Annotated in this window: 25 protein-coding genes; 20 read left to right on the forward strand and 5 right to left on the reverse strand. The window is 64.2% G+C overall.

The window, feature by feature from the left end; translation table 11 throughout:
- Positions 1 to 6 precede the first annotated feature (6 nt).
- From AC6I1W_RS08310 to AC6I1W_RS08325, 4 genes are all read left to right on the forward strand, one after another.
- Positions 7 to 1,152, forward strand: coding sequence for a cysteine desulfurase family protein (locus AC6I1W_RS08310; protein WP_117189040.1), 1,146 nt, complete (start codon positions 7 to 9; stop codon positions 1,150 to 1,152).
- Between the two features lie 91 nt (positions 1,153 to 1,243).
- A complete protein-coding gene (gene mnmA / locus AC6I1W_RS08315; protein ID WP_270236075.1) occupies positions 1,244 to 2,344 on the forward strand; it encodes a tRNA 2-thiouridine(34) synthase MnmA in 1,101 nt (366 codons plus the stop codon).
- Positions 2,341 to 3,324 carry a methionine synthase gene (locus AC6I1W_RS08320; protein WP_336620870.1) on the forward strand — a complete coding sequence of 328 codons (984 nt, stop codon included), beginning with the start codon at positions 2,341 to 2,343 and terminating at the stop codon, positions 3,322 to 3,324. Before mnmA ends, AC6I1W_RS08320 begins: the two co-directional genes overlap by 4 nt.
- A gap of 18 nt (positions 3,325 to 3,342) precedes the next feature.
- Positions 3,343 to 3,555: a hypothetical protein gene (locus AC6I1W_RS08325; RefSeq protein WP_016667601.1), complete on the forward strand. Its 213-nt coding sequence runs from the start codon at positions 3,343 to 3,345 to the stop codon at positions 3,553 to 3,555.
- A gap of 28 nt (positions 3,556 to 3,583) precedes the next feature.
- On the opposite strand, the gene AC6I1W_RS08330 is transcribed toward AC6I1W_RS08325, so the two are convergent.
- Both AC6I1W_RS08330 and AC6I1W_RS08335 read right to left on the reverse strand, forming a co-directional pair.
- Positions 3,584 to 4,096, reverse strand: a complete 513-nt coding sequence (locus tag AC6I1W_RS08330) for an SNARE-associated domain-containing protein (RefSeq protein WP_004811374.1) — start codon at positions 4,094 to 4,096, stop codon at positions 3,584 to 3,586.
- Positions 4,097 to 4,102: 6 nt separating this feature from the next.
- Positions 4,103 to 4,714 carry an ACT domain-containing protein gene (locus tag AC6I1W_RS08335; protein WP_016667602.1) on the reverse strand — a complete coding sequence of 204 codons (612 nt, stop codon included), beginning with the start codon at positions 4,712 to 4,714 and terminating at the stop codon, positions 4,103 to 4,105.
- 144 nt (positions 4,715 to 4,858) lie between these two features.
- On the opposite strand from AC6I1W_RS08335, the gene gatC reads away from it, so the two are divergent.
- From gatC to gatB, 3 genes are read left to right on the forward strand one after another with little or no spacing between them, the layout of a single operon-like run.
- The gene (gene gatC, locus AC6I1W_RS08340) at positions 4,859 to 5,182 is read left to right on the forward strand and encodes an Asp-tRNA(Asn)/Glu-tRNA(Gln) amidotransferase subunit GatC (protein WP_036910368.1); all 324 of its coding nucleotides are present in this window, start codon (positions 4,859 to 4,861) and stop codon (positions 5,180 to 5,182) included.
- Positions 5,179 to 6,684, forward strand: a complete 1,506-nt coding sequence (gene gatA, locus AC6I1W_RS08345; protein WP_284950652.1) for an Asp-tRNA(Asn)/Glu-tRNA(Gln) amidotransferase subunit GatA — start codon at positions 5,179 to 5,181, stop codon at positions 6,682 to 6,684. The genes gatC and gatA overlap by 4 nt, the downstream gene beginning before the upstream one ends.
- Positions 6,684 to 8,177 (forward strand): Asp-tRNA(Asn)/Glu-tRNA(Gln) amidotransferase subunit GatB, encoded by a 1,494-nt coding sequence (gene gatB, locus AC6I1W_RS08350; protein WP_270236154.1) that lies wholly within the window; start codon positions 6,684 to 6,686, stop codon positions 8,175 to 8,177. Before gatA ends, gatB begins: the two co-directional genes overlap by 1 nt.
- Before the next feature lie 31 nt (positions 8,178 to 8,208).
- Here gatB and AC6I1W_RS08355 read toward each other — a convergent pair whose 3' ends face one another.
- Positions 8,209 to 8,844, reverse strand: coding sequence for a TIGR03085 family metal-binding protein (locus tag AC6I1W_RS08355; protein WP_270236076.1), 636 nt, complete (start codon positions 8,842 to 8,844; stop codon positions 8,209 to 8,211).
- Positions 8,845 to 8,940: 96 nt separating this feature from the next.
- Between AC6I1W_RS08355 and hisI the strand changes: the two genes are divergently transcribed.
- The 12 genes from hisI to pbp4b all read left to right on the forward strand — a co-directional run bounded on the left by hisI (position 8,941) and on the right by pbp4b (position 24,248).
- Positions 8,941 to 9,306 carry a phosphoribosyl-AMP cyclohydrolase gene (gene hisI / locus AC6I1W_RS08360; RefSeq protein WP_270236077.1) on the forward strand — a complete coding sequence of 122 codons (366 nt, stop codon included), beginning with the start codon at positions 8,941 to 8,943 and terminating at the stop codon, positions 9,304 to 9,306.
- Positions 9,306 to 10,805, forward strand: a complete 1,500-nt coding sequence (locus AC6I1W_RS08365; RefSeq protein ID WP_065672725.1) for an anthranilate synthase component I — start codon at positions 9,306 to 9,308, stop codon at positions 10,803 to 10,805. The genes hisI and AC6I1W_RS08365 overlap by 1 nt, the downstream gene beginning before the upstream one ends.
- Positions 10,806 to 10,852: 47 nt before the next feature.
- The gene (locus AC6I1W_RS08370; protein WP_065672867.1) at positions 10,853 to 11,434 is read left to right on the forward strand and encodes a Trp biosynthesis-associated membrane protein; all 582 of its coding nucleotides are present in this window, start codon (positions 10,853 to 10,855) and stop codon (positions 11,432 to 11,434) included.
- 150 nt (positions 11,435 to 11,584) lie between these two features.
- Positions 11,585 to 11,800 (forward strand): HGxxPAAW family protein, encoded by a 216-nt coding sequence (locus AC6I1W_RS08375; RefSeq protein ID WP_004811364.1) that lies wholly within the window; start codon positions 11,585 to 11,587, stop codon positions 11,798 to 11,800.
- Positions 11,801 to 12,601, forward strand: coding sequence for an indole-3-glycerol phosphate synthase TrpC (gene trpC, locus AC6I1W_RS08380; RefSeq protein WP_065672726.1), 801 nt, complete (start codon positions 11,801 to 11,803; stop codon positions 12,599 to 12,601). It abuts the gene before it with no gap.
- 31 nt (positions 12,602 to 12,632) lie between these two features.
- Positions 12,633 to 13,889, forward strand: a complete 1,257-nt coding sequence (gene trpB / locus AC6I1W_RS08385) for a tryptophan synthase subunit beta (RefSeq protein ID WP_065672727.1) — start codon at positions 12,633 to 12,635, stop codon at positions 13,887 to 13,889.
- A complete protein-coding gene (gene trpA / locus AC6I1W_RS08390) occupies positions 13,886 to 14,719 on the forward strand; it encodes a tryptophan synthase subunit alpha (protein WP_065672728.1) in 834 nt (277 codons plus the stop codon). The genes trpB and trpA overlap by 4 nt, the downstream gene beginning before the upstream one ends.
- Entirely contained in the window at positions 14,716 to 15,555 is an 840-nt protein-coding gene (gene lgt / locus AC6I1W_RS08395; protein ID WP_065672729.1) for a prolipoprotein diacylglyceryl transferase, read from the forward strand. The genes trpA and lgt overlap by 4 nt, the downstream gene beginning before the upstream one ends.
- A 126-nt stretch (positions 15,556 to 15,681) precedes the next feature.
- Positions 15,682 to 20,205 (forward strand): glutamate synthase large subunit, encoded by a 4,524-nt coding sequence (gltB, locus tag AC6I1W_RS08400; RefSeq protein ID WP_065672730.1) that lies wholly within the window; start codon positions 15,682 to 15,684, stop codon positions 20,203 to 20,205.
- Positions 20,198 to 21,670, forward strand: coding sequence for a glutamate synthase subunit beta (locus AC6I1W_RS08405; RefSeq protein ID WP_065672731.1), 1,473 nt, complete (start codon positions 20,198 to 20,200; stop codon positions 21,668 to 21,670). The genes gltB and AC6I1W_RS08405 overlap by 8 nt, the downstream gene beginning before the upstream one ends.
- Before the next feature lie 63 nt (positions 21,671 to 21,733).
- Entirely contained in the window at positions 21,734 to 22,036 is a 303-nt protein-coding gene (locus tag AC6I1W_RS08410; RefSeq protein ID WP_016667618.1) for a hypothetical protein, read from the forward strand.
- Between the two features lie 112 nt (positions 22,037 to 22,148).
- Positions 22,149 to 24,248 carry a penicillin binding protein PBP4B gene (pbp4b, locus tag AC6I1W_RS08415; RefSeq protein ID WP_249361203.1) on the forward strand — a complete coding sequence of 700 codons (2,100 nt, stop codon included), beginning with the start codon at positions 22,149 to 22,151 and terminating at the stop codon, positions 24,246 to 24,248.
- A 69-nt stretch (positions 24,249 to 24,317) separates the two neighbouring features.
- Here the strand turns inward: pbp4b and AC6I1W_RS08420 are convergent, their stop codons facing one another.
- The gene (locus AC6I1W_RS08420; RefSeq protein ID WP_065672732.1) at positions 24,318 to 24,977 is read right to left on the reverse strand and encodes an HdeD family acid-resistance protein; all 660 of its coding nucleotides are present in this window, start codon (positions 24,975 to 24,977) and stop codon (positions 24,318 to 24,320) included.
- A gap of 22 nt (positions 24,978 to 24,999) precedes the next feature.
- Positions 25,000 to 25,863: a MurR/RpiR family transcriptional regulator gene (locus AC6I1W_RS08425; RefSeq protein WP_065672733.1), complete on the reverse strand. Its 864-nt coding sequence runs from the start codon at positions 25,861 to 25,863 to the stop codon at positions 25,000 to 25,002.
- Positions 25,864 to 26,043: 180 nt separating this feature from the next.
- Between AC6I1W_RS08425 and murQ the strand changes: the two genes are divergently transcribed.
- The gene (gene murQ, locus AC6I1W_RS08430) at positions 26,044 to 26,958 is read left to right on the forward strand and encodes an N-acetylmuramic acid 6-phosphate etherase (protein ID WP_065672734.1); all 915 of its coding nucleotides are present in this window, start codon (positions 26,044 to 26,046) and stop codon (positions 26,956 to 26,958) included.
- The last annotated feature ends 16 nt before the right edge of the window (positions 26,959 to 26,974 follow it).

Below are 26,974 nucleotides of genomic sequence, written 5' to 3' on the forward strand. Positions count from 1 at the left end.
ACAGGTATGTCGCAATCGCAGCCCGACTCAGTACATCACGCTCGTGCCTATTTCGACCACGCGGCGACCTCCCCGCTGCGCCCGGAAGCCTTGGCCGCGATGGCCGAACCGGTGCCCGGGAACCCTGGTGCCATTCACGGTTCAGGCCGCGCGGCGAGGGCTTTGCTGGAGGATGCGCGAGAGGAGGTCGCCAGCCTGCTCGGAGCGGGTCCGTTGGAGATCGTGTTCACCAGCGGAGGAACAGAGGCCGACATGTTGGGCGTTATGGGAGCGGCCCGTCATGGCCACGCACTGATCTCGGCAGTGGAGCATCCCGCCGTCGGTACGGTGACGTTGCCATGGCTGCTCGGCGAGCGGGTGGGGGTGCTCCCGGTCGACGACGCGGGAGTCGTGGACCCTGATTCGATTGCTGCGAGCCCACTGAGCAGCGACCTCGACGTCGTCTCGGTGATGGCCGTCAACAACGAGACCGGCGCACGCCAACCCGTTGACCAGATCACCGAACAGGCCCATCGGGTCGGAGCCCTCATGCACACCGACGCCGTTCAGGCCCTTGGCCATGTCCCGGTGAACCTCGACGAGTGGGGAGTGGACCTGGCGTCCTTCTCCGCACACAAGATCGGTGGACCCGTCGGGATCGGGGCACTCTGGGTCCGCAGGGGAGTCGAGGTGCATCCAGTCTCCCCGGGAGGTGGGCAGCAGTACGGGATTCGCTCCGGCACCCAGCCGGTCGCGCTGGCTCGAGGTTTCGCGGCTGCTCTGCGGGCCTGCCTCAATGAGTTCGACGAGAAGAAGGCTCAATGGCAGGCATGGCGGGAACGGATCGTTGAGTCGTGCCGACAGATCCCTGGGGCCAGCGTGGATGATGCCGGCACGACGAGCCCCACGATCATCCACCTCAGCGTGGCCGGAGCACGAGGGACCGACGTCGTCATGCTCGCGGACCGGGACGGGGTCGACCTATCGGCCGGATCGGCGTGCCATGCCGGGGTATCCCGTCCCTCACCGACGATGCTGGCCATGGGTCGTGACGACGAGGCAGCATCGTCGGGAGTGAGGATCTCAATGGGCTACAGCACCACCGAGGCCGAGGTCAATCGTCTGCTCACCGTCCTGCCTGCGGTCATCACTCAGGCCAGCGGGGCGCGATAAGTCGGCGTCAACCCCTATCATCGACATTCCCGCCGGGATCACGTTCCCACCATTAATCCGTATCCCTGCACGTTCGCGGAGAGGAAGCACTGTGAAGGTTCTCGCTGCCATGTCGGGAGGAGTCGACTCCGCCGTCGCCGCTGCCCGTCTCGTCGCGGCAGGCCACGACGTCACCGGTGTGCATCTGGCGCTGTCACGCAACCCGCGTTCCCATCGGGAAGGGTCACGAGGATGCTGCTCCCTGGAGGATTCCTTCGACGCCCGGCGGGCCGCGGACAAGCTGGGGATCCCGTTCTACGTGTGGGATTTCTCCGACCGCTTCGCCGAGGAGGTCATTGACCCCTTCATCGCTGAGTACCAGGCCGGTCGCACGCCCAATCCCTGCCTGAGATGCAATGAGAGGATCAAGTTCGCGGCCCTGCTGGAACGCGGTCTCGACCTGGGATATGACGCCGTCGCCACCGGCCATTACGCCCGGACTGAGGTCGACGATGGAATGACGAAGCTGTACCGCTCGGTCGACCCGGGCAAAGACCAGTCCTACGTGCTGGCTGTCCTCAACCAGGATCAGCTGTCCCATTCGTTGTTCCCGCTGGGGAATTCCTTCAAGACTGATGTGCGACGGGAAGCGGCGGATCTTGGTTTGTCGGTGGCTGACAAACCTGATTCCAACGACATTTGTTTCATCCCTGACGGGGACACGCCAGGTTGGCTCTCGGAGAAGATCGGCTCGGCCGCCGGAGAGATCCGCGATGAGTCCGGGGCTGTTGTCGGTCATCACGACGGGTATCACCATTTCACGATTGGCCAGCGGAGAGGTCTTCGGCTCGGAGTTCCGGCCCCGGATGGCAAGCCGCGATACGTCCTCGACATCGAACCGGTCAACAACACCGTGGTCGTCGGAGGAGCCGAAGGGCTGACTGTACGCCACGTCGAGGCCATCCGGCCGGTGTGGTGTTCTGGCGAGTCTGCCACGACCTGGCATGGTCAGGTTCAGGTGAGAGCCCATGGGGATCCGGTTGACGCCACGATCACCACGGTCGCCGGTGGGGTGATGATGGACCTCGAGCAGGCCTTGCGCGGAGTCGCTCCCGGTCAGGCGGCGGTCTTCTACGACGGGGACCTCGTCGTCGGATCAGCAACCATATGCGGGACGGATCGAGCCGGAATGACAGTGGAGCAGGCAGCATGATCGCCACAGGTATTGGGTCGCTGCCCGGCACCGACATGCGCGGCAGCGTGGCTGCGATGGCTGAGATCTTCGACGAGCTCATCCCGTTGCCAGAATTACCGGCCCGTGGAGTCGGTGGTCAAATGGTCGGGAGGGCGACGGCCCTCCTCGTCGATCTGCCGGTTGATCATGGCCCGGGCGGATGGCGGCTCGCGGACGCCACCGACCATGCCGCTCGCTCAGCACGATCCCTTCTGCGCAACGACCTCGATGATCTCGAGGAGGTGCTGGCCAACGAGGAGGCCACCGTCAAGATCACTGTGGCTGGTCCTCTCACCCTTGCCACGGGCCTACACATGCGCGCCGGGGAGTCGATCCTCGCGGACTCCTCGGCCCTGAACGACGTCACAGCCAGCCTGGCGGAGGGGATCAGCCAGCTTCTGACCGAACTGCGACGCCGGATGCCACGCGTGACCTGGACGATGCAGATCGACGAACCTGCTGCTCCTGTCGTTCTCGCGGGATCCATTCCGACCCAGTCGGGGCTCTATCGGCATCCGGCCATGGAGGCCACCACGGCGACGCGGCTCTGGCAGACGATCGTCAGTGGCTGTGGGCAGGTCTCGGCGGGACTGCACTGTTGTGGCCATCCCATCCCGTGGGCGCCGGCCGGCAAGGCCGGATTCACCACGATGTGGTGCGAGATCACAGACGCGGTGTCACTGGACTCCGCCGCGCAATGGGTGGAGTCAGGTGGACGGCTGGGCATGGGAGTCGTCGACACCATGACGGTCGATCAGGTGCCACCAGTGGATCGCCTCATCGACCGTGTGCTGTGGTTGGCGCGACGCACCCAGGTGGATCCCACCCTGCTGAGGGCAGGGGTGCTGAGCCCTGCCTGCGGGCTCGCCGGCTGGTCCCGTCAATCGGCTGCCGAGGTCTGCCGGACGGTGAGACGGGCAGCTGACCTCGTCGATGAGCAGCTGGATCGAGCAGGCTGAGCAGGTAGGGTTCCGATCGTGGGTTTCTTCACCAATCTCGACCTTGACGGCCAGACGCCGGAGCGCACTCGGCCGCGTGTCGGTGAGAAACAGTGGGCTCCGACTGGAGTCCCGACCACGAAGCGCAAGAAGGTGCAACGAGTTCTCGCACCCATCGCCTTCGTCGTCGCTCTCGCGGTGTTGGTCGGAGTGGGGTACTACTTCTTCCGCATCCTCGTCATGCGCGGGTGACAAGGGTCTTCACGGCATCGCGCTGGTGTCAGATGATGATGTGGAACCCATACTGGGTCGCCAGGGCCAGGAGGTAACACCGAATGAAGAATCCGACGGTGACCCACAGCGAGAACCACCAGAAGTGCATCTTGGTCGTCGCCGCGTAGATGACGACGAGGTAGACCGGCGGGACACCGGTAATGGCCGAGAAGAACAGCAGAGGCATGCCCCATCGCGGGGTCTCGACCACGTGAGCAGCCTTGTCATTCCATCTCCGTAGACGCCACCGCCAGGATCCCTCCGGAACCGGTTTGGGCTCCTTGTGCTTGATCCACTGCGAATTCGATCCGCGTCGGATACCGATGAACATGATCTGTTTGCCAACGCCGTGGCCAAGAGCCAGCCCCAGTGCGACTTCCAGCGGACCCAGGAGTTTTGATCCTAGGGCGCCGACGATGAATAACTCCGAATTGAGCACCGGCACCAAACTGGAAGCCACGCCGAAGGCGAAGGCTGATAGAACCTGGTACCAGAACTGCCAGGTGAGGTAGACCTCCATGTGGCCTCAGTTGGCCAGAGCGGCCATGTGCTGCAGACGATTGAGCTCGGAAGCCAGGAACCCTGGGCCTCCCTGACGTCCGGCAACCAGACAGCGCCCCCTCGATAGTGGGACAGCGGCGATGACGGTGTCACCCCAACCTGGCATCCAGCCAGCCTCGAGCTCAGCGACATGGGAGCGATCCATCGGTGTCAGACGTGCGATGCCCTCAGGAGTGAATTCCGGAGACAGGGCAGTAGAGATGATGACCTGCTCATCGGCATCGAAGAGTGCCGACCAATGAGTGTGGAAGACGACCGGGACGGCACCACAGAGAATCTCGGCGGAATGCTTCGGGTCCTCGGACATCCGATTCAGGGCTGCGATGTCGGACTCAATACTCCAATTCTCCGGATACCTGCTCAGCCACAGCACGTGAACTCCGTCAAGCATGTCGCAGGCCGATACCAAGGTGTCAGGCATCGTGGTCGGAGGAAGGGTCAGCATGAAGTCGTCGACGACGTAGTGATCGCCCTTTTCGACAATCTCAATCGCGGATATGTCGGCATCGGCGGTGCCCATGGCGGTCGCCACCGACCCCAGGGAACCCGGCGTGTCTGGCAGCTGAATACGAATCATGAGCACTCACTCATTGTTGCGGGTGGATCCGACGATCCCAAACTGAATTCGTGTTCCGGCGGGTCATCATCAAGGACGGAGGTGCTCATCTGGCAGTCGTGTCGGCCAGTGGTCCTAGGATAGTCCGAGGGCATTCCCGCCCCCATGCCGCCAACCAGGAGATTCATCGTGGCCCTCACGCCGGATGACGTCGTCCGCCTGGCCGGCCTGGCACGCATCGACCTCACTGACGACGAGACCGCGTATCTGGCTCCTCAGCTTGACGCGATCCTCGACGCCGTGGCCGCAGTGTCAGCCGTCGCCACCGACGACGTGCCACCTACCTCGCACGCTCTGCCGCTGTCCAACGTCTTCCGCGAGGACGTCATCAAGGAGTCGATGTCGGCTGATGACGCCCTGGCCATGGCCCCCCGCAGTGAGGATCAGCGCTTCCGTGTGCCCCGCATCCTGGACGAGGAGGCACAGTGAACGAGCTCGTGACCCTGACCGCCGCCGAACTCGGCGCACGCATTGCGTCCCGCGAGGTCTCCAGCGAGGAGGTCACCCAGGCACACTTGGACCGGATCGGCGAGGTCGACGGCGACGTGCGTGCCTTCCTTCTGGTTGATCACGACGGTGCCCTGGAAACTGCCCGACGGGTTGACTCTCGGATCGCCGACGGTGAGAAGCTCGGTCCGCTGGCCGGTGTGCCGCTGGCCGTGAAGGATCTCTTCTGCACCAAGGGACTGGCCACCACGGCCTCGTCCCGGATGTTGGAGGGATGGATCCCGCCCTATGACTCGACCATCGTCACCCGATGCAAGGACGCCGGCATGGTGATCCTGGGCAAGACGAACCTGGACGAGTTCGCCATGGGATCCTCGACCGAGACCTCTGCCTTCGGCCCCACCCACAACCCGTGGGACCTCGACCGAGTTCCTGGTGGCTCGGGCGGCGGATCTGCCGCCAGCCTGGCTGCTTTCCAGTCCCCGTTGGCTCTCGGTACCGACACCGGAGGGTCCATTCGTCAGCCCGGTGCGGTGACCGGCACCGTCGGCATCAAGCCGACCTACGGGTCGACGTCCCGGTACGGCGTCATCGCGATGGCGTCTTCCCTGGACACCCCCGGACCCTGCGCTCGTACCGTCCTGGATGCGGCCTTGCTGCACCAGGTGATCGGCGGTCATGACTTGATGGACCAGACGACCATCGACCAGCCCACCCCGGTCATCGTCGAGGCTGCGAACCAGCCGGATGTCGCCGGAATGCGGATCGGTGTCGTCACCGAATTCGCCGGTGAGGGGTACGACCCGCAGGTCGAGGCACGCTTCGACGAGGCCGTCGAGATCCTGACGAGTGCGGGAGCCGAGGTCGTCGAGGTCTCCTGCCCCAACTTCGACCTGGCCCTGCCTGCCTACTACCTCATCCAACCCGCTGAGGTCTCCAGCAACCTGGCCCGCTACGACGCCATGCGCTACGGCCTGCGCGTCGATGATGACGGCGAGCACTCCGCCGAGCAGGTCATGCGTGCCACCCGTGGCGCCGGATTCGGTGCCGAGGCCAAGCGTCGCATCATCCTGGGTACGTATGCCTTGTCGGCCGGCTACTACGACGCCTACTACGGCTCGGCCCAGAAGGTCCGCACCCTCATCCAACGTGACTTCGAGAAGGCCTGGAAGACCTGTGACGTGCTCGTCTCCCCGGCCACCCCGACGACGGCATTCCGACTGGGGGAGCGCACGGCCGACCCGATGGCGATGTATCGCTCCGACCTGTGCACCATTCCGGCCAACATGGCCGGCAGCCCTGCTGGGTCCTTCCCGATCGGCCTGTCCGAGACCGACGGGATGCCCGTCGGTATGCAGGTGATGGCCCCGATTATGGCGGATGACCGCGTCTACCGGGTCGGTGCGGCCCTGGAACGGCTGCTGAACGAGAAGTGGGGTGCCCCGCTGCTTGCGAAGGTTCCCGAGCTGAGGGGAGAGGCATGATGACGGACGAGCTGCTGCCCTATGACGAGGTGATGGCTGACTACGAGCCGGTCATCGGACTCGAGGTCCACGTCGAGCTGTCGACGGCGACCAAGATGTTCTGCGGATGTTCTACGGACACCGAGAAGGATCCCAACACCAACGTCTGCCCGGTCTGCCTGGGTCTTCCCGGATCGATGCCGGCCATCAACGGCCACGCCGTCGAGTCGGCCATCCGCATCGGTCTGGCCCTCAACTGCAAGATCGCCGAGTGGTGCCGCATGGCCCGGAAGAACTACTTCTACCCGGACATGACGAAGAATTACCAGACCTCGCAGTACGACGAGCCGATCTGCTACGACGGCTGCCTTGACGTCAAGGTCGACGGCGAGGTCTTCCGTGTCGAGATCGAGCGTGCCCACATGGAGGAGGATGCCGGAAAGTCCCTGCACGTCGGCGGATCCGACGGACGTATTTCCGGTGCCAGCCACTCCCTCATGGACTACAACCGCGCCGGCGTCCCGCTCATCGAGATCGTCACCAGGCCGATCCGTGGACTGGGAGCCAAGGCGCCGCAGGTGGCACGGGCCTACATGGCTCAGCTGCGCGACATCATGATCGCTCTGGGAGTCTCCGAGGCCAAGATGGAACGAGGCAACCTGCGTTGTGATGCCAACGTCTCCCTCATGCCACGCGGTAGCAGCACCTTGGGCACCCGTACTGAGACCAAGAACGTCAACTCGCTGCGCTCGGTCGAAGGAGCCCTGACCTACGAGATCCAGCGTCAGGGATTCGTGTTGGCCGAGGGACGCAAGGTTCGTCAGCAGACCCGGATGTGGCAGGAGAGCGGCGAATACACCATCGCCGGACGCGACAAGTCCGACGCCGAGGACTACCGCTACTTCCCCGAGCCGGACCTGGTTCCGATCGCGCCGTCCCGGGGATGGGTAGAGGAGCTGCGTGCTGGCCTGCCGGAGCTTCCAGCTGCCAAGAGAGCTCGTCTGGCCTCCCAGTGGCAGTTCTCCGAGCTGGAGATGACTGCGGTCGTCAATGCCGGCGCCCTCGACCTCCTTGAGGAGACCGTCAACGCTGGCTGCCAGCCCGCTGCCGCGCGCAAGTGGTGGCTCACCGAGCTGTCCCGTCGTGCCAACGAGGCCGGGGCGGACCTGCCCGAGGTCGGTATGTCCCCGGCCCAGGTCGCCCAACTGCAGAAGCTCGTTGACGACGGCACCCTCACCGACAAGCTGGCCCGTCAGGTCATCGACGGTGTCATCGCTGGCGAGGGAGATCCTCAGCAGGTGGTCGACGGACGCGGTCTCGCCGTCGTCTCCGACGACGCCGCCCTTGGTGCTGCTGTTGACGACGTCATCGCTGCCAACCCACAGATTGCCGAGAAGATCCGTGGTGGCAAGGTCCAGGCGGCCGGTGCCCTCATTGGTCAGGTCATGAAGGCCATGAGGGGTCAGGCAGACGCCAAGCGGGTCAGGGAGCTCATCCTCGAGAAGTTCTCCTGACCCACGCGGTTGAGTTCCTGCGCCCCGGCTCTCACAACGAGTGGTCGGAGCGCATGAACTCGGAGAGGGTGTCCGGCTCACCGAGGACGTCGACCCGGGCGACCGAGGTGCGTCCGGTGAGCAGTAGGAGGATTTCCGAGGGCTTGCCGACGATGGTAACGATGCGGTCACCGGGATGAAGGGTGACGGGGTCCCCCAGTCCGGTCATCTCCGCGCGCACGCCCACCGGGGAGTGACGAGTCAGAGCACGTCCGTACTTACGGATGATCCCTGCCAGTTGAAGCTCGGCGCGGTGGCCCTGTTGTCGGGGTCGCCAGCCGGGCTGGGCCCGAAGCAGATCCTCGTGGTGGATGAAGTACTCCATCGAGTTGGCGGCGGCGTCCATCCCCGGAACGCGGAAGATCGAGAAGCGGTCTGGCCCCTGAGCGAAGCGTGCCACCAGATCCTCGAAGGATCCCGACGCCTCCATTTTGTCCGCACGGGCCTGTGTGACGGCGTCGAAGACGCTGACGGCCATGCCGGGGATGGCCAATGGATCATTCTCCCGGAGCAGGACGTGGGTCAGCAGATCTCGGGCGGTCCATCCCTCGCACAGAGTCGGGGCATCGGGGCCAAGTCGTGACAGGTCTGCAGCCAGTCCGGCTCGTTCGTCTCGTGCAATGGACATTCAGGTCCTCCTTCGAACTATGAGCCCATCTTGCCAGCACCGGTCCGAAACGCGGCGCGGACTCCAGATGTCGGTGGTTCGGTGTTCAATGGGCCCGTGCTGACCGAAGAACCCACTCTCGCCCCCGACGTCGCAGCGCGCCTGCGACGCAATGACGCCGGTCTGGTACCTGCCGTGGTCCAGGACGCCACGACCGGGGACGTCCTCATGATGGCTTGGATGGACGATGTTGCCCTGGCCCGCACCCTGACCACCCGTCGTGCGACCTACTGGTCCCGGTCGCGTCAGGAGTACTGGGTCAAGGGGGAGACCTCCGACCACACCCAGCACGTTCGTTCGGTTCAACTCGACTGTGACGGCGACACCCTGCTACTTCGCGTCGACCAGGTCGGAGGGGCATGCCACACCGGTGACCACACCTGTTTCGACGCCGATGTGCTCCTGGACGAGGTGGCCGAGTGATGATCGACGTCACCCCATCACGTGAGGAGTTCGCTGCCCTGGCGGAGGAGCATACTGTCGTCTCGGTGCGGACCAAACTGATCTGCGATGACGACACCCCGATTGGTCTCTACCAGCATCTCTGCGGGGACCGACGACTGACCTTCCTGCTGGAGTCCGCGGAGTCGGGCATCTGGTCGCGGTGGTCCTTCATCGGGGTCATTACTCGCTGCGCCCTGACGTCCGACGGGCGTTCGGTGGAGTGGATCGGCGAACCGCCTGCGGGTTTGACGGTCAGTGATGACCCGCTCGGCGCCCTCAAGGAGGCCCTGGCCGCCCTGAATACCCCGGCAGAGTCTGGCCTTCCACCCTTGACGAGCGGTTTTGTTGGATATATCGGATACGACATGGTTCGTCGTCTGGAGGATATCGGCGACGATCTCGTCGATGATCTGGACCTCCCGGTGGCATGCCTCATGCTCGCCGGGGAGATGGCGGTCCTCGACCACCAACGCGGTGAGCTGTGGCTCATCTCCAACCAGGTGGTGGACGGAACCGATCTCGATGAGGCTTACGACGACGCGGTTGACGCCCTCGAGGCGATGGTGACGAGGTTGGCCGAGCCGCGGGAGGTGCTGACGGCCCGTGCCGTGGACCGCGCCGCGAGTCAGGTACATCGTCAACGCACGCCCAAAAAGTTCAGCGAGATGGTCGACACCGCCATCGAGCGCATTCGCGACGGTGACATCTTCCAAGTCGTCCCCAGCCAGCGCTTCGACGTCGAGACCGAGGCCGATGCCCTCGACATCTACCGTCAGCTGCGTCGCACCAATCCCAGTCCCTACCTCTACCTGCTGCGGTTACCTGGATTCGACGTCATCGGATCCTCCCCGGAGGCTCTGGTGACGGTGGCAGACGGTGTCGCGACGACTCACCCCATTGCCGGTACCCGCCCGCGCGGACGCACTGCGGCCGAGGATAGGGCCATGGAGGACGAGCTGCTGGCCGACCCCAAGGAGCGCTCCGAGCACACCATGCTCGTCGATCTGGGACGCAACGACCTGGGCCGGGTCTGCGTGCCCGGAACTGTCAACGTCACCGAGTTCATGCACGTGGGGCGATATTCCCACGTCATGCACCTGGAGGCGGCGGTGACCGGACAGATCGTTGACGGCCTGGACGCCGTCGACGTGACGATGTCGTGTTTCCCGGCTGGCACCCTGTCCGGGGCACCGAAGATTTCCGCCATGCGGATCATCGAGGAGCTCGAGACCACCCGACGTGGCGTCTACGGTGGCGTCGTCGGGTACTTCGATCTGCACGGCAATTCGGACTGTGCCATTGCCATCCGGACTGCCGTCCTCAAGGATCAGGTTGCCCATGTGCAGGCCGGAGCCGGAATCGTGTTGGACTCGGTCGGAGCCAAGGAGAACGCTGAGTGCCAGAACAAGGCGGCGGCCGTTATCCAGGCGATTCAAGATGCGGGAACCCTGCATCCCCTGCGGGAGGACGCACAGTGAGGACTCCAATCCCAGTCGTGTGGCGAGTGGTTCTTGCCGCCTACCCGATCCTGGCTGCCATCCTCGTCAGCGTCGCATCCAGGCGAACCTGGATGGAGCGTGCCGGAATTGGACTGACAGGTGCTGACGTCACGGGAGGATTGATCACGGCGACCGTCCTCATGCTCGTCATCACGGTGGCCCTCCTCCTCGTCGTCAAGACGGTCGGTCGTCGCGTCACCGGAATCGTGCAGGCCTTGGTCGGCGTCGGGATCGCGGCTGTCGTCCTCACCCACCGCAGTGCGTCGCCACATCAGTGGGCTGCCAAGGGGGTCGACGCCGGAGCGCCGCAGATGACCGTCACGCCATGGCCATGGGTGTGTCTGGTGGCCGGAGCCCTGACGATTGTCACCGGCGCCGGGGTGGCGGCCTTCGCCGACCGTTGGCCCAGCCGTTCGGCCCGTCGTACCGGAGAACTGGTCGGCGACTCGCGATCCGCGTGGGATGCCCTGGACAGGGGAGAGGATCCCACCCTGGCGGATTTCCGGACTCAACCAGTGGCCCGGTCGCAGGCAGAACCTGAGTCGTCGGAATCGAATTCTGACGAGTCGGCCCACGAGGGCGGGAATGGCTCACACAATGGTCGGTAGGCCCGCGCCGACGGCCAATCAGAGTAGGATCATTACTGGATTCGCCGCGTTGCGGGTATCCGACGGCACCCCTGACCAGCTCGGGGAGTCCACCCGCATCATCGACCAGCTGCGTGGAATAAGCCGCGCCTGACCACCGGAGGGAACACCATGAGCGTTGATCGCGCCACTCGTCAGTACAAGCACGGTGGGAGCCCCGCGAACTGGGCGGGTTCGATCGTCGCCCTCATTGGCTTCATCGTCGCCACCGTCGGTGCCATGTCTGGCCCCAGCTGGATCACCTGCATCGTCGGCGCTGCTCTCGTCGTTCTTGGCGGTGTCGTCACCCTGGTGATGCGCGCCATGGGTTATGGCGGAGCACGCTGAATGTCGCCCACCGTTACCGGAACAATTCTTGACGAGATCATCGCTGGTGTTCTCGAGGATCTCCACGAGCGCCAGCTCATGGTCACCTCGGACAACCTTCGCGAGGCCATCGACCTCGTCACACCCGCAATTGACCCCGTTCCTCGGCTGACCGCTCCTGGTCTGTCGGTCATCTCCGAGGTCAAGAGGTCTAGTCCGTCGAAGGGACACCTCGCGCCGATTGGCGATCCTGCTGCGCTGGCCGATCAGTACCGGGTTGGCGGGGCAGCCGCCGTCAGTGTTCTCACCGAGGAGCGTCGTTTCCAGGGATCCCTCGCCGACCTCGACGCGGTGCGGGAAAAGGTCGATATTCCGATTCTCCGTAAGGACTTCGTCGTCACCGAGTACCAGGTGCTCGAGGCCCGTGCTCACGGCGCCGATCTCGTCCTCCTCATCGTCGCTGCTCTGCCCGACGACGAGTTGCGACGCCTTTACGATCTTGCGACCGAGCTGGGCATGACCCCTATGGTCGAGGTTCACACCCCACAGGAGGCTGCTCGGGCAGCGACCCTTGACGCCCGAGTCATCGGGGTGAACGCCCGTAATCTTAAGACCCTCGAAGTCGACAGGGCCATCTTCGGCACCCTTCTTGGCGAATTGCCGGAGAATGCCGTCAAGGTGGCTGAGTCTGGAATCCTCTGCGTGGACGACGCCGTCGAGGCCCACGAATGTGGTGCCGATGCGGTGCTGGTGGGGGAGATGCTGGTTCGCCACGGTGAACCAGCCCAGGTGCTGCGTGAGATCCATCGCGCCACCGTCTGACCACGCCTGACATCCAACGGAAAGGACGACCATGTCCGCACGAGACCTGCCCGACGTCCACGGCCATTTCGACGCCTTCGGTGGCCGCTTCGTCCCGGAGGCACTTCAGGCTGCCCTCAACCAGCTTGAGAAGACCTTTGAGGCCGCCCTCGCTGACCCCGACTTCGACGCCGAGCTGGATGCACTGCGTCGTGACTACGCGGGACGCCCCTCCCCACTGACGGAGGCCCCCCGGTTCTCCGAGTACGTGGCCGAGCAGACCGGCCGCGAGGTGCGGGTCCTGCTCAAGCGTGAGGACCTCAACCACACCGGCTCGCACAAGATCAACAACGTGCTGGGGCAAGCGTTGCTGACCCGACGAATGGGCAAGCACCGCCTCATCGCCGAGACCGGTGCAGGTCAACACGGGGTGGCGACGGCCACCGTCGCCGCCATGATGGGCATGGAATGCCGGGTGTACATGGGCCAGGTCGACACCGAGCGTCAGGCTCTCAACGTCGCTCGTATGCAACTCCTGGGCGCTGAGGTCTTCGCCGTGGAAGCTGGCTCTCGTACCCTCAAGGACGCCATGAACGAGGCCATGCGCGACTGGGTCGCCCACGTTGACGACACCCATTACCTCATCGGCACCGCGTCTGGCCCGCATCCCTTCCCCAAGTTGGTGCGCGAGTTCCAGCGAGTCATCTCCGCTGAGGCGCGTCAGCAGTGTCTCGACCGCGCAGGGCGACTTCCGGACGCGGTTTGTGCCTGTGTTGGCGGCGGATCCAACGCCATCGGCTCCTTCGCCCAGTTCATCGATGACCCCGAGGTTCGCCTCTACGGATTCGAGGCTGGCGGTGACGGCCTCGAGACCGGACGTCACGCCGCGTCGATCACCGGAGGTTCGGTCGGCGTGCTGCACGGCACTCGCACCTACATCTTGCAGGACGCGGACGGTCAGACGATGGAGTCCCATTCTATCTCGGCCGGCCTGGACTACCCCGGTGTCGGTCCCGAGCACTCCTGGTTGGCCGCCAACAAGCGAGCCACCTATCTTCCCGTGAACGACCGCGACGCCATGAAGGCTCTGCGCACCCTCACCCAGACCGAGGGCATCATGCCCGCCATTGAGTCGGCTCACGCCGTGGCCGGCGTGCTGCGGATCGTCAAGGATCTGCCGGACCACGGCGGTGAGCCGCCGATCGTCATCGTCACCGTGTCGGGACGAGGGGACAAGGACGTCGACACCGCCCTCACCTGGTTCGACATCGACGGCAGTGTTGACGCCACCACCGGAGGTATGGAATGACCAGAAGTGCGAGTGCCTACCTGAAGGCCCGTGAGGAGAATCGTCCGGCCCTGGTTGGTTTCCTGCCGGTGGGGCACCCTTCGGTACCCGATTCTATCGACGCCATGAAGGCTCTCACGACCGGTACGACTGGTATCGGCGTCGATCTCGTCGAGATCGGGATGCCCTATTCCGACCCCATGATGGACGGGACCGTCATCCAGCACGCCACCACTCGAGCACTCGAGGGCGGGGTGCGCACTCGTGACACCCTGCTCGCTGCTGAGGCGGTGGCCGACACCGGCACCCCGTGTGTCGTCATGACCTACTGGAATCTCGTCGAGCACTACGGGGTTGACGCGTATGCCCGAGATCTGGCATCGGCCGGCGGGGCCGGGCTCATCACCCCTGACCTCACTCCTGACGAGGCGGAGGAGTGGATGGCGGCGTCGGAGGCCCATGGTCTGGACCGAGTCTTCCTGGTCGCCCCGTCCTCGACCGACGAGAGGCTGGCCTCCACCGTCGCCGCCTGCCGTGGCTGGGTCTACGCCACCTCCGTCATGGGGGTGACGGGAACTCGCGCCCAGACCTCCTCGGCCGCCCCCGAATTGGTGGCTCGCGTCAAGGCCGTCAATTCCGAGATTCCCGTCGGTGTCGGTCTGGGCGTCTCCAACGGTGACCAAGCAGCTGAGGTTGGTTCCTTCGCCGACGGTGTCATCGTCGGGTCCGCTCTTGTCCGCGCCCTCGTCGAGGCGGAGGAGCAGGGGGAGACTGCACACGTCGGTATCGACCGGATGCGCACCATCGTCGATGACCTGGTGTCCGGAGTGCGGCGGGCGCGACTCCAGTGAACCTGCTGTCGATCCCCAGCCCATCGGTCGAGGCCTTTCACCTCGGACCGCTGACGATTCACATTTACGCCCTGTGCATTCTGGCCGGAATCGTCATTGCCTACACCAGTGGCGAGCGTCGCTACCTCTCTCGAGGTGGTAAGCAGGAGCACTTCGAGGAGTTATGTGCCCTCGCGGTCGTCGCTGGCATCATCGGTGGGCGCCTGTACCACGTCATCACAGACCATCAGCTCTACTTCGGTCCCGGCCGTACCTGGTACCACTGCTTCTACATCTGGGAAGGCGGGCTCGGCATCTGGGGCGCCATCGCCCTGGGAGGCCTGGCGATCTGGCGGTACTGCCGCCACAAGGGGATCATGTTCGCCTCGGTGGCCGATTCCCTGGCACCGGGCATCCTGGCCGCTCAGGCCATCGGACGTCTCGGGAACTGGTTCAACCAGGAGCTCTTCGGCCGCCCGACGACCTTGCCATGGGGACTTGAGATCGACCTCGCCCATCGACCGGCGGGGTATCTGCAGTACGCAACCTTTCATCCCACCTTCTTGTACGAGTTGGTGTGGAGCTTGGCAGGGGCGGCGTTCCTGGTCTGGGCGGATCGTCGCTGGAAGCTCGACCATGGCCGTTTGTTCACCCTTTATGTCGTGGTCTACACCTTTGGTCGTTTCTGGGTGGAGCGGCTGCGCATCGATCCGGCCCATCACGTGGGACAATGGCGACTCAACGACGTCACCGCCCTGGTCGTCCTCACCGGCGCGGTCGTCATTCTGATCATCCTGCAGCGCCGGCATGGCAAGGATGACGAGCACAGCGGTCGCCCAGCAGCTCAAGCCCAGTGATTCTGCCGCGATGAGCCCACAACCCGGACAAATGTGTCAAGGCGTGGTCATCGTGTGACAGTCTGTCCCCGGGTCGGGTGTGGCTGCGCAATCGCAGCACACCTGTCTCCGTCGAAAGGAGTACCGATGATCTTCGGCCATCGCCCCCGACAGGGCCTCTACGACCCCCAGTTCGAGCACGATGCCTGCGGCGTGGCCTTCGTGGCCACCATGACAGGTGTGGCCAGCCACGAGATCGTCGAGCAAGGACTTGAGGCACTGCGCAATCTTGACCACCGTGGTGCCACTGGCGCTGATCCGGCCGCTGGCGACGGCGCAGGCATTCTCCTCCAGGTTCCGGACGCCTTCCTGCGACGGGTAGCCGGAATCCGCCTCCCGGAACCTGGGGCCTACGCCGTTGGCCTGGCGTTCATGCCCGTTGACGAGGCCAAACGTGCCCGCGCCCGCGCTGCCATCGAGCTCATCGCTGCGGACGAGGGCATCGAGGTGCTGGGATGGCGTGAGGTCCCGGTCCACACCCACACCCTTTCCAAGGTGTCCTTGGGCACCATGCCCCATTTCGAGCATCTCCTCATTCGTGCCCGTGACGGTCGTATTGGCATGGATCTGGAGCGGCTGGCCTTCGTGTTGCGGCGACGTGCCCAGCACGAGGCCGGGGTCTACTTCGCCTCTCTGTCCTCGCGGACCCTGGTCTACAAGGGGATGCTGACGACTAACCAGCTCGAGGAGGTCTTCCCCGAGCTCCACGACGCCGACCTGTCCAGCGCACTGGCCCTGGTCCACTCCCGGTTTTCGACGAACACCTTCCCGGCCTGGGAGTTGGCCCACCCGTACCGACTCATCGCCCACAACGGCGAGATCAACACGGTGCGCGGCAACCGCAACTGGATGCAGGCTCGTGAGGCCTTGCTGAAGTCCGACCTCATCCCAGGTGACCTGGCTCGGCTGTACCCCATTTGCACCCCGACCGGATCGGACTCGGCCTCCTTCGATGAGGTGCTCGAGTTGCTCCACCTGGGAGGACGCTCCCTGCCGCACGCCGTCCTCATGATGATTCCCGAGGCGTGGCAGAAGAACACCGAGATGACTCAGGAGCTGCGCGACTTCTACGAGTTCCACTCCTTCCTCATGGAGCCCTGGGACGGTCCGGCCTGCGTCACCTTCACCGATGGCAATCAGATCGGCGCAGTGCTTGACCGCAACGGTCTGCGTCCCGCCCGGTACTGGGTGACCGATGACGGACTGGTCGTCTTCGCGTCCGAGTCCGGTGTGCTCGACCTGCCGGCGGCCCACGTCGTCGAGAAGGGACGCCTCAAGCCCGGACGTATGTTCCTCGCCGATCTCTCGGAGCATCGCGTCGTTGACGATGCCGAGATCAAGACCCGACTGGCTTCTGCCAAGCCCTATGGAGAGTGGCTCGATCAGGGTCGCATCGACCTCGACGACCTGCCCGAGCGCACCCACATCGTTCACTCCCACGCGTCCGTCACCCGTCGTCAGCAGCTCTTCGGCTACACCTCCGAGGAGCTCAAGATGCTCATTGCCCCGATGGCGAACCAGGGGGCAGAGGCCACGGGAGCCATGGGTTCCGACACTCCGCTGGCTGTTCTGTCGAATCGGCCACAAATGTTGTGGGACTACTTCAGTCAGCTTTTCGCCCAGGTGACGAACCCGCCGCTGGACGCCGTTCGTGAGGAACTCGTCACCTCCCTGACAGGTACCATCGGTCCCGAGGCCAACCTGCTTGAACCCGGACCGGAGTCCTGCCGTCAGGTGGTCGTCAGATACCCGATCATCGACTCCGACCAGCTCGCCAAGATCGTCCACATCGATGCCGACGGTGAGCACCCGGACCGCAGGACCCATGTCGTCCGGGGACTCTTCTCCGTCGAGGAAGGCGGTGACGGGTTGCGACGTCGCATCGAGGAGATCCGGGCCGAGGTTTCCGAGGCCATCGCCGATGGAGCCACCATCATCGTGCTCTCGGACCGTCACGCTACCCGTGAGCTGGCCCCGATCCCGTCCCTGCTGCTCACCTCCGCCATCCACCACCATCTGGTTCGCGAGAAGACGCGTACCCAGGCCGGACTGGTCGTGGAGGCCGGTGACGTCCGAGAGGTCCACCACGTCGCACTTCTCATGGGCTATGGAGCCTCGGCGGTCAACCCCTACCTGCTCTTCGAGTCGGCTGAGGACATGGCCCGCCACGAGGTGTGGGTCTCGGCTGACCCTGAGATCGCCATCCACAACGTCTACAAGGCCCTCGGCAAAGGTGTCCTCAAGACGATGAGCAAGATGGGCGTCTCTACCATCCCCTCGTACACCGGTGCCCAGATCTTCGAAGCCACCGGCCTGTCCCAGGAGTTCATCGACGAGTACTTCACCGGGACGACCAGCCGTATCGAGGGAATCGGACTGACCGAGATCGCCGACGAGATCCTTGCTCGTCACCTCAGCGCCTACCCCGAAACCGGTGTACGTCTCGCCCACCGCACCCTCAAGCCCGGCGGTCACTACCAGTGGCGTCGGGAGGGAGAGGAACACCTCGTAGACCCGGAGTCGATCTTCCGGCTCCAGCTGGCGGCTCGCACCAACGACTACGCCCAGTTCCGCCGCTACACCGACCACATCAACGACAACTCCAGCCGACTCATGACCCTGCGGTCCCTGCTGGAGTTCCGCCACGATCGTCCGGCCGTGCCGCTGGAGGAGGTCGAGCCGGCCAGCGAGATCGTCAGGAGATTCTCCACCGGCGCCATGAGTTATGGCTCGATCTCCATGGAGGCCCACCAGACCCTGGCCATTGCCATGAACCGGATCGGCGGCAAGTCGAACACCGGTGAGGGTGGCGAGGATCCCGAGCGTCTCCACGATCCGGAGCGTCGATCGGCCATCAAGCAGGTGGCTTCCGGACGATTCGGCGTGACGAGCGAGTACCTTGTCAATGCCGATGACATCCAGATCAAGATGGCCCAGGGAGCCAAGCCCGGTGAGGGTGGCCAGCTCCCCGGACCGAAGGTCTACCCGTGGGTTGCGAAGACTCGCCACTCGACCCCAGGTGTCGGGCTCATCTCCCCGCCGCCTCACCACGACATCTACTCGATCGAGGATCTCAAGCAGCTCATCCACGACCTCAAGTGCGCCAATCCGCGGGCCCGGGTTCACGTCAAGTTGGTTGCCGAGACCGGAGTCGGCACGGTTGCTGCCGGTGTCTCGAAGGCCAAGGCCGACGTCGTGCTTATCTCGGGCCACGACGGCGGAACCGGCGCGGCTCCGCTGACCTCGATCAAGCACGCCGGTGGTCCCTGGGAGCTCGGCCTGGCCGAGGCCCAGCAGACCCTGCTTCTTAATGGCCTGCGGGATCGTATCGTCGTGCAGTGCGACGGTCAGCTCAAGACCGGACGAGACGTCGTCATCGCCGCCCTGCTGGGCGCCGAGGAATTCGGGTTCGCAACCACGGCGCTCATCGTCGAGGGATGCGTCATGATGCGCAAGTGCCACACCGACACCTGCCCGGTTGGCGTGGCGACCCAGAACCCTGAGCTACGCAAGAAGTTCGCCGGGGACCCTGACCACGTCGTCAACTTCATGATGATGATGGCCGAGCAGACTCGCGAGATCCTCGCCGAGCTGGGATTCCGCTCCATCGACGAAGCCGTGGGCCATGTCGAGGTCCTCGATACCCGTAAGGCCATCACCCACTGGAAGGCCAAGGGCCTCGACCTCTTACCGATCCTGCACCAGGTGGAACTGCCGGAGGGCACCCCGCTGCACCATGTCTGCGACCAGGACCACGACCTGGCTACGAGCCTGGACATGAAGCTCATCGACATGTGTGCCGATGCCCTCACCGACGGCACCCCGATTCGACGGGAGATCAGCATCCGCAACGTCGATCGCACGGTCGGCACGATGCTCGGCAGCCGGGTGACGGTGGCGACGAATGGCACGGGGCTTCCCGACAACACCATTGATCTCACCTTCACCGGTACCGCTGGTCAGAGCTTTGGTGCCTTCGTGCCACGCGGTATGACGATGAGGCTCGTCGGAGACGCCAACGACTACGTCGGCAAGGGATTGTCCGGTGGCCGGGTGATCGTCGCCCCGGCCCCGCAGGTGCCCTTCCGTCCCCGTGATCAGATCATCGCCGGAAACGTCGTCGGTTACGGCGCTACTTCCGGGCAGATCCTGCTGCGCGGCCAGGCGGGTGAGAGATTCTGTGTGCGCAACTCCGGAGCCACAGCGGTGGTCGAGGGGGTTGGCGACCACGGTTGTGAGTACATGACCGGGGGAGAGGCGCTCGTCCTCGGCTCCACCGGACGCAACTTCGCCGCCGGCATGTCGGGCGGGGTGGCATGGGTCCGCAATCTCGACGCCGACCGGCTCAACCCGGAGATGGTTGACGCCCTGCCGATGGAAGAGGCAGACGTCGATCGCGTCATCGAGCTGCTGACGCTGCACCAGACCGAGACCGGATCGACCCTCGCCGGAGAGATCCTGGCCGAAGGCCCGGAGTACATCCGAAACTCTTTCACCAAGGTGCAGCCGCGTGACTACGCCAAGATGATGAAGGCCATGGTCGAGGCCGAGGAACGCGGACTGGACGACAACGAGACGACCGAACTTCTCATGGAGGTGTCCCATGGCTGATCTGCACGGTTTCATGAAGGTGCCGCGACAGGAGGCAGAGCGTCGTCGGGTCGAGGAGCGCATCCATGACTGGAAGGAGGTCTACCCCGGAGGCCCCGGCCACGCCCTGTTGCCGATCATCACTGATCAGGCCAGTCGGTGCATGGACTGTGGTGTGCCGTTCTGCCACACCGGGTGCCCGCTGGGCAACCTCATCCCGGACTGGAACGACCTCATCTGGCGTGACGAGTGGCGCGAGGCACTGGAGTCTCTGCTGGCGACCAACAACTTCCCGGAGTTCACCGGTCGCCTGTGTCCGGCCCCCTGCGAGACTGCCTGCGTTGAGGGAATCAACCGTGACCCGGTGACGATCAAGAACGTCGAGGTCGCGATCATCGACAAGGCGTGGGAGGACCGTCGCGTCATTCCCATTGTCCCCGAGTGGCACTCCCTCAAGACGGCCGCCGTCGTCGGGTCCGGTCCTGCCGGTCTGGCAGCAGCCCAGCAGCTCACCCGCGCCGGCCACACCGTCGTTGTCTACGAGCGGGACGACGCCATTGGCGGCCTGCTGCGCTACGGCATCCCGGACTTCAAGATGGAGAAGTCGGTCCTGGATCGTCGTATCAAACAGATGGTGCTGGAAGGCACCGTCTTCAAGACGAACATCGAGATCGGCGTGGACATCACCGGCGAGCAGCTGCGCGAGCGGTTCGACGCCGTCGTCCTGGCCACCGGTGCCACCGTGCCGCGCATGCTGGACGCCCCGGGGATCGAGCTCGACGGTGTCTGTTACGCCATGGATTACCTCACCCAGCAGAACAAGGTGCTGGCTGGGATCGATGTTCCCGACCAGGTCCGCGCCGACGACAAGCACGTCGTCATCATCGGTGGGGGAGACACCGCCAATGACTGTGTTGGCACTGCGGTGCGTCAGGGGGCGGCATCGATCACCCAGCTGCAGTACAACCCCGAACCGCCGAAGGATCGTCCGGCCAATCAGCCGTGGCCGACCTATCCGCTCATCCTGCGTGTCTCCAGCTCTAATGAGGAGGGCGGCGAACGGATCTACTCGACCAACACCGTCGAGATCGTCAGCGATGACGGGGGCCACGTCAAGGCCGTCCGAGTGGTCTCGGGCCATCGTGACGAAAACCGGGTCTTCATCGCTGACGAGGGCAGTGAGCACGACCTTCCGGCCGATCTGGTCATCTTCGCGATGGGATTCGCCCACCCCGAGCATGATGGGGTCGTCCAGGAACTTGGACTGGAACTCGACGGTCGCGGAAACATCGTCCGGAACGACGCCTACGAGACCAACGTCCCCGGAGTCTTCGCCTGTGGTGACGCGGGTCGTGGTCAGTCCCTGGTGGTCTGGGCCATTGCGGAGGGACGGGCGGCGGCCAACGGTGTCGACGCGTATCTCATGGGTTCGCGGTCAGTGCTGCCGAAGCCGGTCAGACCCTCTGATCGCCAGATGATGGTCTGATCTCGACGGGAATGGAGCCTTGTGAGTTCGACAGGAGATACCGGGTGGGAGGAGACTGCTGGGATGAACGATGATCAGCAGGATCTCGATTCGGCGATTCATCACGCCAGGGTGCTGACGTGGGTGTGCGTCGCCCTTTTCGTGGTGCTTGACGTCGTCGGGCTGACGGCATCGAGCCAGAGCGATCCGCGCTTCGTGCTGGGCGCCTTCGGTGGGGCTGCATCCTTCCTGGGCATCATCGGCGCCGGGGTCTGGTGGGCCTATCTGGCCTCCCAGCGCAGGGCTCGGTCCTTGGATGACCGTCTCGATCACGAGCTTGGTATGGAGGACGAGCACGACGACCGTCGTGAACCACCCTCCGTCTAGTGTTCCGCTATGAATGACGCCCTGCGACGCAGAACCGTGTTGGGCGCCTCGATAGGCGCGATCATGGCCGCACCCCTGGCTGCCAGAGTCACCCGCGCCACGGCCTCCGGACATGGCCGACTTCACCATTCACCTCGTGGGGGCAGCAGCCTCGTGTCATGTCGAGGTGAAAAACCTCGATGGACACGTCCGCCGTTTCGCCACCACACCGAAGACCTGGTCCCGGGATGTCACCTTGTCGACCCTCTCCTGTCGCTTTGCAGCGCGCTCTGGTTCCGGGAGATGGCGCTGGATCGTCAGAGGTGACACCTCTGAGGTGTGGATCCTCCATGACGACAACTGCGAGGACCCGGCGACCTACGGCCGTGCCCTTTCAGTCCCCTCCTCAGCAGCGCGAGGGAACAGGATGAACGTCGATTGGCTGGCCAAGGCCTTCGGCTGGATCGTGACTCGTGGCCAGACCCCACTCGGCGGAGAAGCTGTCTCGCCAGCGGACCTGCTGTCGGTGCGGAGGGGTCGAGACCTCGACGTCTTCGACACCCGGCGCAACCTCTTCACGAGGAACTTTGACGACGAGTTCTTCCACGACAATCCCGAGATCATGATCGAGACCGTCGACGGGCAGATGTCTGACGGTCAATACTGGCTGAGTCTGGGAGCTGTGCGTCGGCTCTGGGACATCAGGGTCGTCCGCGTCGGCGGCCAGCTGCTCGCCCTGCAGCGGATTCACGTCGGGTATGACTCTTTGGTCACCAGTGGCGATGCCGAGTCCCTCGGCTTCGACAAGGGAAAACTCTCCGAGATCGGTACCTGGATTAATGACCAGGTGAAGCGTGGTTTCTCTGGTACGAGCGTGCTGGTAACCCGTCATGGTCAGGTCGCGTGGCGTCACCACGCGGGTCAGGCCCTCAAGTACTCCACCAAGGTGGTTGGCGGCTCGGTCCGTCCGGCCCACCTCCTCCCGGCCACCCAGCAAATTCCGGTGACGACGTCCACCCAGTTCGACATCGCCTCGAACACCAAGATGTATGCCGCCAATCTGGCCCTACAGATGCTCGTCAGTCAGGGACGCATTGATATGTCGAGACGGGTGTGCACCCTGCCTGGCTGGCAGGCCTTCCGAGACGAATCAACGGTCTACACGGGGTCGTGGACCGTAGGCGGATCAGGCGGTATCAAGGACAGGTACACCGGGAAGGACACCATCCGACTTATTGATCTCATGCATCACCGGGGCGGACTCATTCCGGATCCCCAGTACCCCAATGCCGAGGTCGCGGGCGATCTCTACCTGCAGAACCTTGACGATGTCGCGAATCGGGCGGAGGCGATTGACCGCATCTGTCGCACCCCGCTCATGCACGCTCCGCGCACCGAGCGGGCCTACAGCGACGTCGACTACATGATCCTCGGCCTCGTCGTCGAGCAGATCGTCGGTCAGCCACTGCATCAGTACCTTCAGGACGGGGTCTACCGGAGCCTCGGCCTGAGGCACACCGGATTCCGCCCGCTGGATCAGGGGGAGTCGCGCACGCTCATCGCCGCGACCGAACTCAATGGCAACACCCGTGACGGGAATGTCGATTTCGGTATCCTCCCCGATGGTCAGCCTGCTTTCATCCGTACCGAGACGGTGTGGGGCCGAGTCCAGGACGAGAAGGCCTTCTACACCATGTCCGGGGTCTCCGGACATGCCGGATTGTTCTCCACCGCGGACGACCTTGGGGTGTTGCTGCAGCTGATGTCCAACGAGGGCATCTATGACGGTCGGGAGTACTTCCGTCCCGACGTCCTGCGACATGTCCTCGTTCCTGACGATGACGACGCCACATATGGTCTGGGATGGCGCACGAACAAGTACTACTACTTCCACGGCGGGCCGAGCGTCGCCGCCTTCGGCCACACCGGGTGGACCGGAACGATCACGATGGTCGACCCGGTCCGGGACATCCAGATCGTCCTGTTGACGAACATGCGTCACAGTCCGGTCGTCGAACCACCGAATGGATTCGCCGCCGGTGCCTTCCCCCTGGCTGATTACGTCGGGCTCATCTCACAGGTGTACTCGGCCTTGTCCGAGGATGATCGGATTGCGCAGGTCACGGTTCCCGAGCGGTCCGCAGCGCATACTTCTACCCCGTCACCGACGAATCGTCCCGGCTCAGGGACATCTGATGGTCACCCGCGCGGTCTCCCGCATACCGGTGCATGATCCGGCTCAACACATGACACTGCGGCCCGGCTTGGAGGCCGGGCCGCAGCAGGTGCTCAGGGCCACTCGTCACTTGAGTTCGCGGTGGGGTGAGGTCTCCTGAGAGGTCGCGGGGGAATCGACGACCTCACCCTCGATGAGGGTATTGCGTGGATCTCGCCGTACTGCCGAGGAAATGGAGTTCGTGATCTTGTGGACACTCACTGCGATGGCGATGTTGGCAACGCCGTAGAGCAGGACGCCGATGGCCAGCAGCCAGCTCATGGCCACCACGCCGAATCCGGGGTGGACGAGGATGACGATGCCCAGCGCGAACAGTCCGATGCCGCCGCCGAGCATCCAGGCCCAGGCCTTCTCGGTGACGAACCTCATCGGCAGGGCAAAACCGGTCGCCGCAACGCCGAGGAGAACCAGCCAAACTCCGATGAGGATGGCGATGACGTGGAGTGAGAATCCAGGGTGGACGATGAGGACGAGGCCAATGATGATGCCGATAATGCCCCAAGCTCTCATGAACCCGGTGCCAACCATGCCGCGAAGAGCCTGAGCATTGATGAGAGTCATGACGGAGTCGACGATGGCGTAGACACCGACGATCACCACGAGGGCCTCCATGGTCTGGTGGGACCAGACGACAGCCATCACCGCCGCGATGATCGCGAGGATCCCCTTCGTGAGGGGAATCCACCAAATTGACTTCCAGGTCTTTGTCAGGGTCTGTGACGACATGACTCAAGTCTACGTGAGGACCTCAGGTCCGGTGAGTGCTGACTGCCGTTCGGGTGCTGGTCAGGTGGGTTTCAAGATCGTCCATGCACAGCTGAGCGACCCTGGCGAAGAGGAAGTCGATGACGGCCAACTGAGACATTCGGCTAGACATTGCTCCGGCCCGGACCTGGGTTTCGCGGGCTGGGGTGACGAGAACGTGATCCGACAGCTGCGCGACGGGGGACTGGGGCACTCCCGTCATGGCGACCGTCGTGGCACCGTGGGCCCGAGCCACGGTGAGAGCCTCGACGACTTCCTGGGTGCTACCGCTGAACGAGATTCCCACGGCGACGCACGCCTGTCCGCACAGTGCGGCATGGACGAGTTGGATGTGGGTGTCGTTGTGATGTTGGCAGACCAGACCGATGCGTTCCAGCTTCTGGGAGAGATCGTCGGCCACGAGCCCGCTGGAACCGACTCCGAAGAGGACGGTCCGCGGCGCGATGGAGATGGCGCTGGCCACGGCTTCGAGCTCTTCCGGGTCCACCGAGCGGGCGGTGTCCTCAATGGTGCGAGCCTCATGGAAGGCGATCTTGGAGATCATCTGTTCCAAGGTGTCGTCAAGCGAGATGGTGCCCTCGGCCACCGACGAGCGCTCCATCTCAATGCTGCGGCGAGACAGGTCACGGGCAAGCTCGGCACGCAATTCGCGATAACCCTTGAGCCCAAGGGCACGACAGAAGCGCACCACGGATGCAGGGGATACTCCGGCAGCCTCGGCGAGCTGGCTGGTTGATGCTTCGAGCGCCCAGTCCGGTTCAGCAAGGACCACTGCGGCAACCTGCGCCTCTGCCGGGCGCATGGTGGACCTGGCCATGTCAATGCGGGGCAACAGGCTGCCAGCCATATGAAAAGTCCTTCCATAAGTAGCAATTCTCGTGTAATATTGTTTCACACCGTCTGAACTGTTTGGTCCTGCTGCGGACCGTGGAAACACAGTGTGGTCTATGTGGCCCACACGGTTGTACAGAGGGCGTGGTTTCAAGACATGGAACCACGAAGTTTCGTCGTCGCAGGAGGCGAGTCCATGGACCATCTCACTAGGCTCACCACCACGGAGGGTCGGAATCCGGTCAGTGAGGGTCTTGACCAGCTGACGACCCTCGAGGTGCTTCGCGTCATGAATGATGAGGACCACCGTGTTCCTGATGCCGTCGCCCGGCAGCTTCCTGCCATTGCGGCGATCGTCGAGGCTGCGGTGGCGGGATTGTCGGCCGGTGGTCGGCTGATCTATGCCGGGGCGGGGACGAGTGGGCGGCTTGGGGTTCTCGACGCTGCCGAGTGCCCTCCCACCTTCAGCACACATCCCACCATGGTCGTCGGTCTCATTGCCGGTGGCCAGCAAGCCATGTTCCAGGCAGTTGAAGGAGCGGAGGACGACCAGGAGCGCGGGGCTGAGGAGATCAATGCCCTGCATCCCGGGCTCCACGACGTCGTCGTCGGGCTCGCTGCCTCCGGGCGCACCCCGTGGGTGATAGGAGCGGTGCGCGCCGCCAAGCAGGCCGGTGCCCACACGGCGTCAGTGTGTTGCAACCATGACGCCCTCATCAGTGACGAGGTCGATCTGCCCGTCGAGATCGACGCCGGCCCAGAGGTGCTCACCGGGTCGACCCGTCTGAAGGCCGGAACGGCACAAAAACTCGTCCTCAACATGATCTCCACGGCGACCATGGTCGGGCTCGGCAAGACTTACGGGAACCTCATGGTCGACGTCTCTCCGAGCAACGAGAAACTGCGGCAACGTGCTGTGTCCATCGTCGTGTCCGCGACGGGATGCACCCGGGACCAGGCCGTTATCGCCCTTCATGAGGCTGACGGTCACGCCAAGACGGCCATCGTCATGATCCTGCTGGACATGACGGCGGCACAAGCCCGAGAACGACTGACGACATCTGGCGGAGCGGTTCGCGCCGCTGTCGACGAGGACCATCCTCACAACTGAGTTTCAGGAGAACGTC

The sequence above is a fragment of the Cutibacterium sp. KB22876 genome (assembly GCF_059728865.1).

Coding starts and splice junctions, on each gene's coding strand:
- AC6I1W_RS08405 (WP_065672731.1), top strand. CDS start 20,198: ATGGCTGATCTGCACGGTTTCATGAAGGTGCCGCGACAGGAGGCAGAG.
- AC6I1W_RS08410 (WP_016667618.1), top strand. CDS start 21,734: ATGAACGATGATCAGCAGGATCTCGATTCGGCGATTCATCACGCCAGG.
- AC6I1W_RS08330 (WP_004811374.1), bottom strand. CDS start 4,096: ATGGAGGTCTACCTCACCTGGCAGTTCTGGTACCAGGTTCTATCAGCC.
- AC6I1W_RS08320 (WP_336620870.1), top strand. CDS start 2,341: ATGATCGCCACAGGTATTGGGTCGCTGCCCGGCACCGACATGCGCGGC.
- AC6I1W_RS08355 (WP_270236076.1), bottom strand. CDS start 8,844: ATGTCCATTGCACGAGACGAACGAGCCGGACTGGCTGCAGACCTGTCA.
- AC6I1W_RS08310 (WP_117189040.1), top strand. CDS start 7: ATGTCGCAATCGCAGCCCGACTCAGTACATCACGCTCGTGCCTATTTC.
- trpA (WP_065672728.1), top strand. CDS start 13,886: ATGACCAGAAGTGCGAGTGCCTACCTGAAGGCCCGTGAGGAGAATCGT.
- pbp4b (WP_249361203.1), top strand. CDS start 22,149: ATGGCCGACTTCACCATTCACCTCGTGGGGGCAGCAGCCTCGTGTCAT.
- trpC (WP_065672726.1), top strand. CDS start 11,801: ATGTCGCCCACCGTTACCGGAACAATTCTTGACGAGATCATCGCTGGT.
- murQ (WP_065672734.1), top strand. CDS start 26,044: ATGGACCATCTCACTAGGCTCACCACCACGGAGGGTCGGAATCCGGTC.
- gatC (WP_036910368.1), top strand. CDS start 4,859: ATGCCGCCAACCAGGAGATTCATCGTGGCCCTCACGCCGGATGACGTC.
- trpB (WP_065672727.1), top strand. CDS start 12,633: ATGTCCGCACGAGACCTGCCCGACGTCCACGGCCATTTCGACGCCTTC.
- AC6I1W_RS08365 (WP_065672725.1), top strand. CDS start 9,306: ATGATCGACGTCACCCCATCACGTGAGGAGTTCGCTGCCCTGGCGGAG.
- AC6I1W_RS08425 (WP_065672733.1), bottom strand. CDS start 25,863: ATGGCTGGCAGCCTGTTGCCCCGCATTGACATGGCCAGGTCCACCATG.
- AC6I1W_RS08420 (WP_065672732.1), bottom strand. CDS start 24,977: ATGTCGTCACAGACCCTGACAAAGACCTGGAAGTCAATTTGGTGGATT.
- gltB (WP_065672730.1), top strand. CDS start 15,682: ATGATCTTCGGCCATCGCCCCCGACAGGGCCTCTACGACCCCCAGTTC.
- gatB (WP_270236154.1), top strand. CDS start 6,684: ATGACGGACGAGCTGCTGCCCTATGACGAGGTGATGGCTGACTACGAG.
- AC6I1W_RS08375 (WP_004811364.1), top strand. CDS start 11,585: ATGAGCGTTGATCGCGCCACTCGTCAGTACAAGCACGGTGGGAGCCCC.
- AC6I1W_RS08335 (WP_016667602.1), bottom strand. CDS start 4,714: ATGATTCGTATTCAGCTGCCAGACACGCCGGGTTCCCTGGGGTCGGTG.